Origin of the sequence: Desulfuromonas sp. KJ2020 (assembly GCF_024197615.1) — a bacterium.
In the GTDB taxonomy this organism is placed as follows: Bacteria; Desulfobacterota; Desulfuromonadia; order Desulfuromonadales; family SZUA-540; genus SZUA-540.
Genome location: NZ_JAKUKE010000001.1, coordinates 520,714 through 534,176, shown reverse-complemented (window position 1 = coordinate 534,176; position 13,463 = coordinate 520,714). Strand labels below are relative to the sequence as shown.

The following is a 13,463-nucleotide window of genomic DNA, read 5'->3' as shown; positions in this document are numbered from 1 at the left end:
CCCCCGCTCCTATTCCAGGCCCTGCTCGAAGTTGAAGGAAGAGGTTCCCGGCACCTCTCCCCCCTTTTTGAGCACCTGCAGCACTTTTTTGCCTTCGGGAGAGTGGGGGCCCAGGTGGGAGAGGTCGACGATAAAACGGTGGCAGCCCAGGGACTGCAGAACATCCAGCTGCCCGAGCAGCGAGAAGTCGACGGTGGAGGAGAGAACTGTAAGGCCGCCGCGCTGGTCGACCCGGTAGGTGTCGCCGCGGTCGGAAAGCACCGGCTGATCGGCGCGCACCGAGCGGATCGGAATGCGCGAGGTGATAAGGGGGACGCGGGTATAGACGGTGGCGGCGGCGGAAACGCCCGTGTCTCGCGCCAGCAGTTCGGCCAGGTTGTCCCGGTCGTCCTCGATATAGACGGACACTTCCTCGGCCCCCAGCTCACGCCAGGCGAGAATAGCCTGGCTGTTCAGGCTGAAGAGGCGGTAGCTGGCGTGCAGATGCAGGCCGTCGAGCCCGTCAAAAAGCGGAAAATGCCCGAGATTGCCCAGGCTGAAATGGCTGAAGCCGCGGCTGACCAGGATCTTGATGGCTTTGCGGGTATCGTCCCATTGGTTTCCCAGCAGCACAAAAGGGATATCCCAGATAATGCGGTCTTCTTTGCCGCTCAGGCCCTTGCCGAGGCGCAGCTGGTTGACGTTGGACGGGGTCAGCGGCAGCATGACCCGGTCCACGTCCGGGTCGAGGAGCAAGCCGATATCCCGCGGATCGCGCAAGCCCAGGGTGAGCTGGCGTCGTTCCTGCAGGGGCGGTCCGGCCGGCAGCAGGGCAGCGAGGGCGGCCTGACGCCGGCGGTTCTGCCGGGTCTGACGTTCACGGCGCAGCGCCTGGGCGAGCTGCTGATAGAAATCGCGGCGGATCTGCTTGAGCTGGCTGGGCGGGATGATCACCGGCGGCAGCTCGCCGGTGGCAAGCTCGCCCAGCTGGAAAGGCTCCGGACCGCATTTGGCGAAAACTGCCTCCAGGGTCTGGTGGCTGAGGGGACTTTCTTCGGCGGCAAAGGTTTCGACGGGGAAGCTCTGCTCCAGGTCGAAGTCGCCGACCTGGGCGCGCAGGGTCAGGCGAGCTGCCGCCAGAGAGACGGTCAGGTCGACCTTGTCGAGAACAGGGCCGGCCTGCTCCAGCTTGCGGCGGCAGGCGGCTTCGCTCAGGGTGAAAGCCTGTTCGGACGAGACCTTGAAAACGGCGTCCCCCGCCTTGAAGGTGTTTTCAAAGGGGGAAGGCACGGAGACAAAGGTGCCCGCCGCCACTTTCTTGACTGCCCGGCGTCCCTGTTGGAGTTCCTTGATGGTGAAAGCCGTGCCCGCTTTGTCTGTTTTGGGCTGAATGCGTAGACGGTCGCCGATATGAAGACGGTCGCGGGTCTTGAACGAGATGGTTCCCCCTTTGACCTGGCTGACTTCGCCGAGAAAGCGGCCCGTGGCCCCCTTGACGGAGGGGATGGCGATGTCGTGCGGGATGCCGCCGGGCAGAAAGCCCTTGGTCGGGTTGCGGCCGAAGGAGGCCTTGAGATGCTCCTTCGCCTGGCGCACCGCTTCGGCCCGCTGGGCGGGGGTCGCGTCCAGGGCCAGGCGGTAGGCAGACACCACGTTGGAGACGTACTCGGCGCTCTTCATGCGTCCCTCGATCTTCAGGCTGATGATGCCCGCCTCGGTGAGCTCCGGCAGCAGATCGATGGCGGAGAGGTCGTTGGTGGAGAAGTAGTAGCCCTCCTGCTGGCGATAGCGGTAGCGGCGCCGGCAGGGTTGGGCGCAGCGCCCGCGGTTGCCGCTTTTGCCACCGAGATAGGAGGAGAAATAGCACTGGCCCGAAAAGCAGAAGCAGAGGGCACCGTGGATGAAGTGCTCCAGCTCCATGCTGGTCTGGGCGCGAATGGCAGTGATCTCGGCCAGGCTCAGCTCCCGAGCCAGCACCGCCCGCGTAAAGCCCATGCGTTCGAGCATGCGGACGCCGGCGGCGTTGTGCACCGTCATCTGGGTGGAAGAGTGCAGCTCCAGACCGGGAAAGTGCTCGCGGGCCAGACGCCACACGGCCAGATCCTGCAGAATGACGGCGTCGATGCCCATGGCCTCCAGGGCGCTCAGGGTGTCGACCAGTTGCGGCAGTTCCGTCTCTTTGACCAGGGTATTGAGGGTGACATAGACCTTGCGCCCCTGCCCATGGGCGTAGGCCAGCATCCTCTCCATGTCGCCGAGGGTGAAATTGCGCGCCTTGGCGCGGGCGGAAAAATCGCGCAGGCCGGCATAGACGGCGTCAGCGCCCGCTTCCATGGCGGCGAAAAAGGCCTCCAGGCTGCCGGCGGGGGACAAGAGTTCGGGTCGGGTTTTGGCGGCGGGGGGCACGATCGGTGAGGTCACAGGTTTATCCACGGTCTGGCGGTTGCTGGAAAAAAACAAGCCGGGTTGGTTTCCCCCGGCCTGGTGAGGTGTGTCGAAAGGTAAAATATCATGATCTCGGTCAGCAATTCAAGCGGTTAATCGGGAGGTTAGGCCTGGCATCCTTGGTATAACAGTGTTATTCTTCCTGAAAAAGGAGACGAGTCATGCCGATATCCCCCCCTGCCGAACCCTTTCTGCACCAGTCCCCCATGGAACTGATGGAACTTTATGGCCGCATGAACGCTCTCGCCGCCCATAAAGGGTTCCGCCAGATTCTGCCTGCCGTCTGGCAGTGCTCGGACGAAAGCCAGGGGATCAAGAAGGCCCTGTTCGGCTATGTCTTTGACTGTCCGGTCTTCAACCTCGGCCGCGTCGGCGGACTGCTCGATCCCCAGCGCCTGGTGCCGGCCTCCCATCACGGCCAGGATCTTGTCATCCTGGGCGGCAGCCATCATGGCATCCGGGAGGAAGAGGGCATCGGCTATGTCGAACGGATTCACGGCGAGGTCGCCCCCTGCTGCAGCGCGCTCTATCGTTTGCTGGAAGGCTATCTGGTCATCTACCGGCGGGCGGCCGCCTCCATCCGCCTCTTTCGCGGGGTCGGCGGGCTCAAGGTTGAGATCCCCTACAAATATCTCTTTCGGCACGGTCAGAGCGATGAGGCCCGCATCGTCCTGCATCTGCGTCGCCTGGTGGACGGCGAAGCCCTGCGGGATTCAAGTCACGGCAAGGTCTACCGCCTGCATCCGGCCTTCGTGGAAAAAAACGAAGTGGTGCTGGCTGGCCTGGGCGCCGAGCCCCAAGCCATCGGCAGCCTGCTCGGCGCCGAATATTTTGTCTTCAGTCGTGCCCTTGATCCGCAGAGCCAGGACATCAAGGCGATGCTGGAGGTGACCGTCTTCGATTTCCTGCCGGACATCGTGACCTCCGAACGCCCCCACCGCCGCCTTGCCGACATCAACACCTGGCGGCAGTTTCACCGGCTGGCCTCCTACCTGACCGATTCCTTCGACAGCGGCGAGCGCAACATTCTGGCCATCGCCGGGCTGACTCTGGATCATTCGGTCAAGCGCAACACCTTTGTGCCCCAGTTCGGCTTCCTGCTGCCCCACGGCCGCGCCGCCGAAGCCGAATATTACGGACCGGCCGAGATCAATGACCTGCTCCTGCAGCAGGAAGTGCGCCTGCCGCAGAAAAGCTTTTTCGAGTACGCCGAAGTGGGTCAGGACATGAGGCCGCGGTCGGCCAGACTGACATAGGTGCCATTGCCGATGATGATGTGATCGAGCACCCTGACCCCCATGAGTTCGCCGGCGCTGCGGAGGCGGCTGGTGATGTCGAGATCTTCCCGGCTCGGGGAGGGGTCGCCGGAGGGGTGATTGTGCACCAGCAGAAGGGCCGCCGCCGATTCCCGCACCACCGGAGCGAAGACCTCCCGGGGATGGACAATGCTGGCCGAGAGACTCCCTTCCGAAACCTGGATTTCACGGATCACCCGGTTCTTGCTGTCGAGCAGCACCGTCAGAAAAACCTCTTTTTTCCGATCCCGCAGGCGCTCGTGAAAATGCTGGAAGACCTCTTCGGCGCAGCTGAATTTTTCCCCGGGCTGCAAAGGCGCCGCGGCGAAGCGGCGGGCCAGTTCGAAGACGGCCTTGAGCTCGGCCGCCTTGGCCGGGCCGATTCCCTTGAGTTCGCACAGCTCCGTCACTGAAGCCTGGGCCATGCTGCGTAAGGTGGAGAAACGCGCCAGCAGCTGGCGCGCATGGTCAAGGGCGCTGCAGCGGCTGGAGGCGTCGCCGGTGCGCAGGATGAGGGCGAGAAGTTCGGCATCGCTCAGGGCTTCGGGCCCTTTGTGCAGAAGCTTCTCCCGTGGCCGCTCGTCGGCGGGCCAGTTTTTGATCTGATGCATGACAGTCCAGAGGGAAGTGGCCGCGAGGCTGGCGTGTTGGCGGTAAAAAGACGGCGGCAGGGCTAATGGACCGGTTGCGGGGCGGGTTTGTCCTCGCCCGCGAAGGGGCGGCCCCAGAAGGTGCCCAGCACTTCTTTGTCGCGGGGGTCGAGAACCGCTCCCCGCTCGATCATCTGCTGCTGCAGTTTTTCGAGGGACCGACGCTGGGCAATGGCCACATCCACGCGCTCGCGGGAGTGGCAGATGCCGCAGCGGTTATCGATGACCTTGTGGAAATCATCGACTGTCGTCGGGGTGATGGCGCCGAGATTTTCCATCTGCTTGGCGCCGAAGGCCGGGGTCTGACCCAGAATGAGGACGAACAGAATCAGGCAGGTATATTTCATGGAGGACCGTTTCCTTTGCCGGATGAGTTGACGATCGTGTTGCTCAAAGATGCAAAGAATTTTACGCCAGGTGTCATCTTTGTCAATGCTGGCCCCGCCGGCCATTTGCAAAAGGCCGCGAGTGTGGCATGATGACCGCCTGCACCTGACTGGATGGAGGAAGGATGAGCGGTTTCGAAGAAGCGGTCAGCGGGACACCGGTCACCCTGCCGCGCCCCGCCTTAAAAAGTATGATACGCCTGGTGAAGACGCTTTTCGTCCTGAGCCGCAACCGGCGTTACCGAGACAGTCTTTCGCCCCTGCTGCCCGAGGTCGCCCGCTTCGACCCGGGGCACGACGCGGTGATGATGGGGTTCGACTTTCATGTGACCGGGGTAGTGCCCAGCCTCATCGAGGTCAATACCAATGCCGGCGGCGGGCTGCTCGCCCACCGGGCCCATCACTCCGGTGAAGCGCCGGGAACCCTGGCGCTGCCGCGACGGCTGGAAGAACAGCTGCGCCAATCCTTTTTGCGCGAAATGGCCGCTTTCAGCGCTGGCCGCCAGCAGCTGCCCCGGCGGCTCGTTATCGTCGACGAGCAACCGGCCGAGCAGTTTCTCTATCCCGAGATGCTGGCGTTTCGTGAGCTTTTCACGCGCTGGGGCATTCCGGCGCTGATTGCCGATCCGCAGGAATTGCAGGGGGGGGGCGAGGGCGTCTTTCATGACGGCAAGCCGGTGGACTTCATCTACAACCGGCATTGCGATTTCTACCTGGAGAGCGAGCCCATGGCCGGTCTCCGCGCCGCCTATCTGGCCCGCAAGGTCTGCCTCTCCCCCAACCCCCATGTCTATGGTCTGTTGGCCGACAAGCGTCGGCTGGCGCTGTGGACGGACCGGGAGGCCATTGCCTCCCTCGGGGTTTCCCCGGCGGTCCTCGACCTGCTGGCGGAGACGGTGCCCGAAAGCCGGCTGATGGCGGCCATGGCCCCTGATTCTCTGTGGCAGGAGCGCAAGGAGTGGGTGTTCAAGCCCGTCGACCGTTTCGGCAGCCGCGGCGTGCTGCTGGGCCGCAAGATATCCCGCAGCCGCTTTGACCAGCTCGAGCCGGAGCAGACCCTCGTGCAGCGCCTGGTCGAACCGTCCCTTACCGCCAGCGGTGACGCCATGCTGAAGACGGATTTCCGCCTCTATGTCTATCGCGATCGCGTCCTTGGCGTGACGGCGCGACTCTACCAGGGGCAGGTGACCAATATGCGCACACCGGGGGGAGGTTTCGCCCCCGTGCACATCCGCTAGAACCACAAAGGGCCTGATCGCTGCGGCGACCAGGCCCTTGTTTTCGTGTATTCCCCGCCGGGACTCAGGGAGTCGCCAGGCGGGAATCGACGTTGTTCTTCAGCCATTGGGCATCCCACCATTCGATGGGATTGACCGGCACGCCGGCCACGACGACGCCGAAGTGCAGGTGATCCCCTCCCGCCATGCCGGTCAGGCCCGTGTTGCCGATAACCTGGTTTTTGCTCACGGTCTCATCCTGCGCCACGTCAATTTTGCTCAGATGGCCGTACAGGGTCTGCAGGCCGAGGCCGTGATCGATGATGACGCACTGGCCATAGATCCCCAGGTAACCGGCAAAAACCACGCGCCCGGAATTGGCGGCATGAACCGGGGCTTGGGCGACGGAGGCGAGGTCGATGCCGAGGTGAATCTGACTGTCGATCTTCTGGTCGTTGTAGTAGTAGCTGCGGCGGTCGCCGAACAGGGCGAGGGTGGCCGACTGGGGTTGCCGGAGAAAAACGCCTTCCCACAGGGGGGCGGCCGAGGTCTGCCCGGCGAATTCGGTCAGTTTTTCCCGGTTGCTCTGGCGCAGCTGGCGGTTGACGGCCAGAAAGATCTCCACCGGCGTGCCGCCCTCGGGCACCAGGGCCTGGAACTCAGGGGTTTTGGCCTGCAGGAAGCGGTCGTCGATGTTGATGCGGCGCTGCCGGAAGGTCTGCTCCTTGGCCCGGTAGAAGATGCCGGTCATTGCTTCGTTGCCGGCCAGATCGACGGCCTGTATGCGGGGGACGAAATCCTTTTCGGGCAAATCGTTGGGAAAAGGCACGAGGCAGGCATAGAGTCCGGAATCCTGGCGGTGGGCCGGGATGAAGCGATCGGCAACGACGATACCGGCCTGGCTGACCTCTTCGGCGAGACGGAAGGTGACGAGGGACACGCCGCCCTGCACGAAATTGTGACCGGTGCTGATCACGGTGGCCAGAGGCGGAGTCCGGTCGAAGGTAAAGGAGAAGCTCTGCTCGACCCGATTGCCTTTGCCGAAATGATAGACGGCATGATCCCCGGCGGTGATGAGGATTTCGAATGCTCCTTCCGCCAGGTTGGCCGCGGCGAGGTCCAAATCCTCCCGGATCATACGCGTGCCGGCTGGATAGCTTTTGCTCAGCAGGGTATGGGCGCCGCCCTGCTGCAGCAGCGCGACGGTCAGCTCCCGGATGCCGGCCCCGGGGTCTTCAAGATGCAGCTCGAGGGGACGGGCGGGAGAGACGGCGCCGCTGTCAGGGGAAAGGGTGACAGCCGGGGCACTGGTGTCGCGGAAGTAGTAGAATGCGCCGGCGCCGACGGCGACCAACAGCAAAATAACGAGTAATGACGATTTTTTCACGGAAAACTCCAGTTGCGGGTTGCGGGTGAAGGCAGGAAATGAGGTGGACGGTGGATGTTGTCGCGTTGGTCCGGAACGGGTCGATCGGCTTTTAGCTGCCTCCGATTTGCGCCAGGCCCTGAAGCGGGGAGAGAGGTGAGGGGTAAAACGGCTAACTAACCCCCCTGGCTGTCGATCCAGGTGTCAATGGCGTTGGCGATTTCTTCCGGCAGGTCGGTAAACCGGAGACCCATGCCGGGTTCGTAGGGAGCCCCTTTGGTAAAGTGGCGCTTCCAGACGACTTCGCAGGTGCACTCGACCGTTCGGTTCAACGGCGAGGGCAGGGGGATCTCCACCCGGAATTGACTGCCGGGCTCCCGGGGGTTGACGGTGCCGATGAAAATGCCACTGCGACTGATATTCTTGGTATAGCCGAAAAAGGACTTCTGTCCATCATCCATGCGAACGCGCAGGGCGATCAGCGGGGAACGCAGGGTTTTCCTCGGGTCGGCTTTTTCCCGTACCGGTTGGTCGCTTATTTCCTGTCCCATAAGAGCCTCAATCAGTGAAGGTCATTTTCTTAAACCGGCAATATATTAAAAAAACCGTTAAAATTCAAAGAAAATTTAGATTTTTTAAGTCGAGGTGCCGGCCAGATGACGCCTGAGGGTGGCAAGCTGCGCTGCGGAGTGGTCGGCAGGCGTCAATCCGGCCCAGGCCAGCAGGGGAGGCAGGGCTGCCTGCGGCGCCAGACGGCCGAACCGGCGATCACTCATCCAATGGATAAGCTGCAACGTTTTCAACCCGTCGAACCAGCCGTGAAAAGCCCGCCGAAAACCGTCCGGCTGCGGATGGTTTTGTTGCAGCCGCTCCCACACCGAGCCGAAGTCGTTACCGTCCAGAAAATCGCCCAGATCGTTCGAGAGGCGGCGGGCTTGCGCCAGAACTTCGGTCGCTGGGTGCACCAACGCGCTGCCGACCAGCTCCAGCCAACGACCCAGCAGCCGAAAACACTCCGGGTGGTAGAATCGCACGGCCTCTTGCTCGCCGGCCAGCAGACGGCCGACGGTCGGCCCGGTGCCGAAAGGGGTGCGATCGGAGAGGCGGGGAGAAGGATACACCTCGGTGCCGTGCAGGCGGGCGACCCCGGCCGTTTTGGCCATCTGCTGCAGAAAGTAGAAATCTTCGCCGGCCTGGCGGCGGTTCATGCCCCCCATGCGGGCGTAGGCCTCCGCCCGAAAGCTCAGGGCGCTGCCGATGGTCCAGAAGGCGTAGGGCGAGCCGGCCAGCTCGAGCCCCAGGGCATAGTGGTGCAGATAGAGTTCGTAGCGGTCGATAGCGGCTTGCCCTGCCGGGGTGTCGGCGGGCTGATGGCAAAAAGGAATGACGGCGGCCCCCGCCCGAGCCTGGCGAAAATGCCGATGCAGGGCAAGAAAATAGTCGGGCCGCACCAGGGTGTCGGCATCGAGGGAGGCGAGCAGGGGCGCGGCGCCGCGGTAATCCAGACAGGGCAGGGCCAGATCGAAGCCGATCTTGCGGGCCAGCCCGACGCCGTCCTTATCGGGAAGTTCCCGGCCATCGGTGGCGGCATCGACCCAGGCCAGGGGAAGCCCCCAGCAAGAACCGCCGCTGTGGCGGAGTCGGGCCAGGTCGTCCCGGTTGACCTGCTGGCGGTACGGGTCCGCCTGGCGGCGATGGTTGACGACCACGATGGTGAGCCAGGGCTGCGGTGGCGGCGTGGCGGCGGCCAGACTCGCCAGGGTAGCGAAAAGGTGGTTGCCTTCGGCCAGGGAGGGAATCACCACCGCGCCGGCAAAGAGGTGAGCCGTCGCCCCTTCCAGCGTCCAAGGGCCATCCATGCCCCGGCGGCGCAGGTAGCGGCCTATGCTGTCAGGGATCATGCCCCGCCTTCTCCGATACGGGCGAGAATGGCCGCGGCTGACCTGTCACCGCCGTCCACCCAGTGGATGGTCGTCCCCTGGCGCTCCATGCGGCGGAACCAGGTCTCCTGGCGCTTGGCGAACTGGTGGATGGCGCTGTTAAGCTTCTGCACCATGTCGTTGCGGTTCAGTTCCCCCTGCAGGTATTGGGCGACATAGCGGTATTCCAACCCGTAGAACTCCAGCGTCTCGAAAGGCACCCCCGCCTGTTGCAGGCTTTCCACCTCTTCGATCAGCCCCTGCTCCAGCCGATCGCGCAGGCGCCGGGTGATGTGCTGCCGCAGCACCTCGCGGGGCCAGCGCACGCCGAAGATCAGAGGACGGATGTCGGGGGGCGGCGGCAGGGTGGCGGCCGCGGCCGCTTCTCCCTCGGCGATTTCGATGGCCCGGATCAGGCGATCACGATCCTCCAGGTCCGTGGTGTTGTGCTGCTGAGGCCGCAGTTCCAGCAGCCGCTGCTGCAGCGCTTCGGTGGCGAGAGGCGCCAGCTTTTGACGCAGGGCCGGATTTTCTGGGACTTCCACCAGCCGGTAGCCGCGCAGAACGGCGTCGAGGTAGAGGCCGGTGCCCCCAACAAGAATCGGCAGAACGCCGCGCTCGTGAATCTCGGTGAAAACCTGGTAGAAGCGTCGCTGAAATTCGAAGACGTTGAATTCATGCCCCGGCGGCACCAGGTCGATGAGGTGATAGGGCACCTCGCCGTATTCCTCCAGGTCCTTGCCGGTGCCTATATCCATGCCGATATATACCTGCCGCGAGTCGGCGGAAATGATTTCGCCGCCCAAGGCGCGGGCCACTTCGACCCCCAGGCGGGTTTTGCCCGAAGCCGTGGGCCCGAGTATGACAACGAGATTGAAGGACATGCTGCTCTCCGTGGCAAGCCAATGATCGTTAGTGCGTCCGTTAATCTAAGGTTTTTCCCGACAAAGATCAACGGCCGGTGCGGATCGGGATAAATCCTTTTCACTTCCGGCAGTTTTTGCTAGATTGTGCAGTCGGTGCGCCGCAGGCGCCAGCGAGACAAACACCAGGAAACGATCCCCTCATGAATCCAGACCACGAAAACATACCTCGACAGCCGGCCGCACCGGTCATCCTGCCCCGCAGCGAACACACCATCTCCCGCAAGCAGATCGACGAAAACACGCTCAAGGTGCTTTACCGGCTGCGCAGCCACGGGCACAAGGCCTATCTCGTCGGCGGCAGCGTCCGCGACCTGCTGCTGGGGCGCACGCCCAAGGATTTCGACGTCGGCACCGACGCTACGCCCAACCAGGTAAAAAAGCTGTTTCGCAACTGTTTTCTCGTCGGCCGTCGCTTTCGGCTCGCCCATGTGCGTTTCGGCCGGGACAGCCTGGTGGAAGTAGCCACCTTCCGTCGCCTGCCGCGCGAGGACGAGCTGCCGGAGAACCCGGACGATCATTTTTTCTTCGCCGAAAATGTCTTCGGTACCCCCTGTGAGGACGCCTTTCGCCGCGACTTCACTATTAACGCCCTTTTCTACGATATCGCCGACTTCTCCATCATCGACTATGTCGGCGGGCTCGAAGATCTGCGGGCCCACCGCATCCGGGTGATCGGCAAGCCGGAGGTCCGCTTCACCGAAGACCCGGTGCGTATGCTGCGGGCCATCGAGTTTGCCGCGCGGCTCGGCTTCTCCCTCGACGAACAGACCCGCGAGGGCATCTATGCCCGGGCGCCCCTTATCGCCGAAGCGGCCCCGGCCCGCATCCGCGAAGAGCTCATGGAGCTCTTCCGGCACCGGGTGGCCGCCGACGTGCTGCGCCAGGCCCAGTCCCTGGGGCTGCTCTCTTATCTGCTGGCGGGGTTCGAGGCCGACAACAATACCTTCGACCTGCTGAGCCTGATCGATGCGCGCACCGCCTCCGGGCAGCCCATCGAAGAGCACCTCGCTCTGGCCGCCCTTTACCTCTCCCGCTTCTGGCGGGCCTGTCCCCAGGAGGACGGGGCCCCCATCACCGAGGTCGTGCGCATCGCCAACCTGGTGCTGTCCCCCCACTGCGGCTATTTTCATGTCGCCCACGGCATCCGCCACCTGGCCCGCGAACTGCTGGTCGGCTGTTACCGCCTGGCCCGCGGGCGCGGCAAGCGAGGCGAACAACGCCTGCTCCGTCATCCCCTTACCCCGCAGGTGCTCGAGCTTTTCATGCTGTGGACCAAAGTGCTGGGAGAAGGGCAGGAACTGGGCGCCAGTTGGCAGAAGGCGCTGGCCAAGGCCGCCGAGCAGGAAGAGGCCAGGCCAGCTGAAGCGCCTAACCGCCGCCGGCGGGGACGTCGGCGGAAGCCCCGCAAGGCCAAACCCAAAAGCGAAGTGTAACGACAGGGGAAGGGAGGTTGCAGCTGACGGCTACTTCTGAGTTTCCTTCAAGAAGTCTGCATACTTTCGGTCTTCACCGCAGATGTGGCTAAGCCACCAGTTCCTCAGAAACCGGAGAAGAATTTCCGGGTCATTCTCCTCTTTTACCTGAATAGAGACCTTTTTGGATGCATCAGCCAACGCATGATGAAACTTGATGTGTTCTGAAATGTCTGGAAATGCAATATCTTTCATGATTCCTTCTTCCGTGGAAAAATGAAATTTCGTGTATTGATCCAGCACGACAATAATGGAGTTTATTTCGTGAACTCCCTTTTTGTTGGTAATGAAATAGTGCAGTGTGTTGATGGTTGAAATGATGGCCCGGTGCTGCTCATCAATGATGGGGATGCCCGTATTGTTCGTTTCGTCCCAGACAATATAGAGATTGTGATTCACTTTTAACCTCCCGTGAAAAAATAAAATTCGATTCTACTGCTATGCCCGCTCCCAGGCTTTCAGGCCGATTCCTGTTCGGTATCCGACTCGCTTGCGGGCGCAGGCTGACGGCTGAGAAAGATTTTTTCAGCCACCAGAATCAGGATCATGGCCACGGCCGCCACGCCGACAACCAGAGCATCCGTCTTCAGTTTGAACCAGACAAACCCGGCGAGCACGACAAGGTCGAGGGCAATGGCCGTTATCAGCACCCAGGCCTTGGCCTCGATGTCCTGGCGCAAATAGCGCAGGATACCCCAGTGAATCGCGACATCCATGATCAGGTAGAAAATGATGCCCAGGGCGGCGATCCGCGACAGGTCAAAGAAGGCCGTCAGTACCAGCCCCAGAACCACGGTGTAGACCAGGGTGTGTTTCTGGATAGGTCCCGGCATGCCGAAGTGACTGTGGGGGACCAGTTTCATTTCCGTAAGCATGGCCAGCATTCTGGATACCGCGAAAATGCTGGCAATGATCCCGCCGGCCGTGGCCATCATGGCCAAAACGACGGTGAACCAGAGGCCAAACTTGCCCAGAACCGGCTTGGCCGCCGCCGCGAGCGAATAATCCTTTGTGGCGATAATTTCGCTGATTGAAAGGTTACTGGCCACCGCCAGCCCCACCAGGCTGTAAATAACCACGCACAAGACAATCGAAATGGTAATGGCCCTGCCCACGTTGCGATGGGGGTCTTTAAGCTCTGAGCCGCTGTTGGTGATGGTGGTAAAGCCCTTAAAGGCAAGAATGCCCAGAGCGGTCGCAGCCAGAAAGCCGGAGGTCGTCGACGCGGCAGTTGCTGGGGTGAAATCCACCGCGAGGCTGTCGGCCAGCCATACGCCGACGACCCCGAAGAGAACAATGCCGCCGATTTTCACCAGGCCAATAAAAGAAGCCACCCCTTCAATCAGACGGTTGCCCGACAAATTGATAACGAAAGCCACCAGCAGCAGGCCAATCCCCAGTCCCGGAACGAGCAGGCTCTGGTCCCCCGCCTCCATAAGCTGAACGGTATAGGAGCCGAAGGTGCGGGCCAGAAAACTCTGGGCGATCACCATCGAAAAATACATCAGCAAGGCGTGAAAAGCCGTCGGCAAGGTGCTGCCATAGGCTTTGTGGAGATACATGCCGATGCCCCCCGCCGAGGGGAAGGCGTTGGACATCTTCACGTACGAGTAGGCGCTGAACGCCACGATCACGGCCGCCGAAAGAAAGGCCAAAGGAAAGAGCGGCCCGGTCATCTCCGCCATCTGGCCGGTCAGGGCAAATATGCCGGCACCGATCATAACCCCTGTCCCTAAAGACACGGCCCCCATCAGGGTCAAACTGCCTTCTTTGTATTCGGTTTGGCGATCCTCCGAATTGTTCATGAC

The 13,463-nt window shown here is 62.3% G+C and carries 12 protein-coding genes; 3 read left to right on the top strand and 9 right to left on the bottom strand.

Going from position 1 to position 13,463, the window contains the following annotated elements:
- Window positions 1-9: 9 nt before the first annotated feature.
- A complete protein-coding gene (locus tag MJO47_RS02445; protein WP_253959527.1) occupies window positions 10-2,400 on the bottom strand; it encodes a DUF3656 domain-containing protein in 2,391 nt (796 codons plus the stop codon).
- 185 nt (window positions 2,401-2,585) lie between these two features.
- Between MJO47_RS02445 and MJO47_RS02440 the strand changes: the two genes are divergently transcribed.
- Window positions 2,586-3,680, top strand: coding sequence for a hypothetical protein (locus tag MJO47_RS02440; RefSeq protein WP_253959526.1), 1,095 nt, complete (start codon window positions 2,586-2,588; stop codon window positions 3,678-3,680).
- Here MJO47_RS02440 and radC read toward each other — a convergent pair.
- Window positions 3,644-4,330, bottom strand: coding sequence for a DNA repair protein RadC (radC, locus tag MJO47_RS02435; protein ID WP_253959525.1), 687 nt, complete (start codon window positions 4,328-4,330; stop codon window positions 3,644-3,646). The genes MJO47_RS02440 and radC overlap by 37 nt on opposite strands.
- A 62-nt stretch (window positions 4,331-4,392) precedes the next feature.
- Window positions 4,393-4,716, bottom strand: coding sequence for a hypothetical protein (locus tag MJO47_RS02430; protein WP_253959524.1), 324 nt, complete (start codon window positions 4,714-4,716; stop codon window positions 4,393-4,395).
- A 164-nt stretch (window positions 4,717-4,880) separates the two neighbouring features.
- Here MJO47_RS02430 and MJO47_RS02425 point away from each other — a divergent pair, with 164 nt between their 5' ends.
- Window positions 4,881-5,993 carry a hypothetical protein gene (locus MJO47_RS02425; protein WP_253959523.1) on the top strand — a complete coding sequence of 371 codons (1,113 nt, stop codon included), beginning with the start codon at window positions 4,881-4,883 and terminating at the stop codon, window positions 5,991-5,993.
- 64 nt (window positions 5,994-6,057) lie between these two features.
- Here MJO47_RS02425 and MJO47_RS02420 read toward each other — a convergent pair whose 3' ends face one another.
- The 4 genes from MJO47_RS02420 to miaA form a co-directional block, all read right to left on the bottom strand.
- On the bottom strand, window positions 6,058-7,359 hold the full coding sequence (locus MJO47_RS02420; RefSeq protein WP_253959522.1) for a peptidoglycan DD-metalloendopeptidase family protein: 1,302 nt from the start codon (window positions 7,357-7,359) through the stop codon (window positions 6,058-6,060).
- A gap of 155 nt (window positions 7,360-7,514) precedes the next feature.
- A complete protein-coding gene (locus MJO47_RS02415; RefSeq protein WP_253959521.1) occupies window positions 7,515-7,889 on the bottom strand; it encodes a PilZ domain-containing protein in 375 nt (124 codons plus the stop codon).
- 84 nt (window positions 7,890-7,973) lie between these two features.
- The gene (locus MJO47_RS02410; RefSeq protein ID WP_253959520.1) at window positions 7,974-9,239 is read right to left on the bottom strand and encodes a glycosyltransferase family 2 protein; all 1,266 of its coding nucleotides are present in this window, start codon (window positions 9,237-9,239) and stop codon (window positions 7,974-7,976) included.
- The gene (miaA, locus tag MJO47_RS02405; protein WP_253959519.1) at window positions 9,236-10,141 is read right to left on the bottom strand and encodes a tRNA (adenosine(37)-N6)-dimethylallyltransferase MiaA; all 906 of its coding nucleotides are present in this window, start codon (window positions 10,139-10,141) and stop codon (window positions 9,236-9,238) included. Before miaA ends, MJO47_RS02410 begins: the two co-directional genes overlap by 4 nt.
- Before the next feature lie 182 nt (window positions 10,142-10,323).
- On the opposite strand from miaA, the gene pcnB reads away from it, so the two are divergent.
- A complete protein-coding gene (gene pcnB, locus MJO47_RS02400) occupies window positions 10,324-11,616 on the top strand; it encodes a polynucleotide adenylyltransferase PcnB (protein ID WP_253959518.1) in 1,293 nt (430 codons plus the stop codon).
- 30 nt (window positions 11,617-11,646) lie between these two features.
- Here pcnB and MJO47_RS02395 read toward each other — a convergent pair whose 3' ends face one another.
- Complete coding sequence (locus MJO47_RS02395) at window positions 11,647-12,054, bottom strand: bacteriohemerythrin (protein ID WP_253959517.1); 408 nt, start codon at window positions 12,052-12,054, stop codon at window positions 11,647-11,649.
- Between the two features lie 59 nt (window positions 12,055-12,113).
- Complete coding sequence (locus MJO47_RS02390) at window positions 12,114-13,460, bottom strand: APC family permease (protein ID WP_253959516.1); 1,347 nt, start codon at window positions 13,458-13,460, stop codon at window positions 12,114-12,116.
- Window positions 13,461-13,463 lie beyond the last annotated feature (3 nt).

Coding starts and splice junctions, on each gene's coding strand:
- MJO47_RS02440 (WP_253959526.1), top strand. CDS start 2,586: ATGCCGATATCCCCCCCTGCCGAACCCTTTCTGCACCAGTCCCCCATG.
- radC (WP_253959525.1), bottom strand. CDS start 4,330: ATGCATCAGATCAAAAACTGGCCCGCCGACGAGCGGCCACGGGAGAAG.
- MJO47_RS02430 (WP_253959524.1), bottom strand. CDS start 4,716: ATGAAATATACCTGCCTGATTCTGTTCGTCCTCATTCTGGGTCAGACC.
- MJO47_RS02425 (WP_253959523.1), top strand. CDS start 4,881: ATGAGCGGTTTCGAAGAAGCGGTCAGCGGGACACCGGTCACCCTGCCG.
- MJO47_RS02415 (WP_253959521.1), bottom strand. CDS start 7,889: ATGGGACAGGAAATAAGCGACCAACCGGTACGGGAAAAAGCCGACCCG.
- MJO47_RS02410 (WP_253959520.1), bottom strand. CDS start 9,239: ATGATCCCTGACAGCATAGGCCGCTACCTGCGCCGCCGGGGCATGGAT.
- miaA (WP_253959519.1), bottom strand. CDS start 10,141: ATGTCCTTCAATCTCGTTGTCATACTCGGGCCCACGGCTTCGGGCAAA.
- pcnB (WP_253959518.1), top strand. CDS start 10,324: ATGAATCCAGACCACGAAAACATACCTCGACAGCCGGCCGCACCGGTC.
- MJO47_RS02390 (WP_253959516.1), bottom strand. CDS start 13,460: ATGAACAATTCGGAGGATCGCCAAACCGAATACAAAGAAGGCAGTTTG.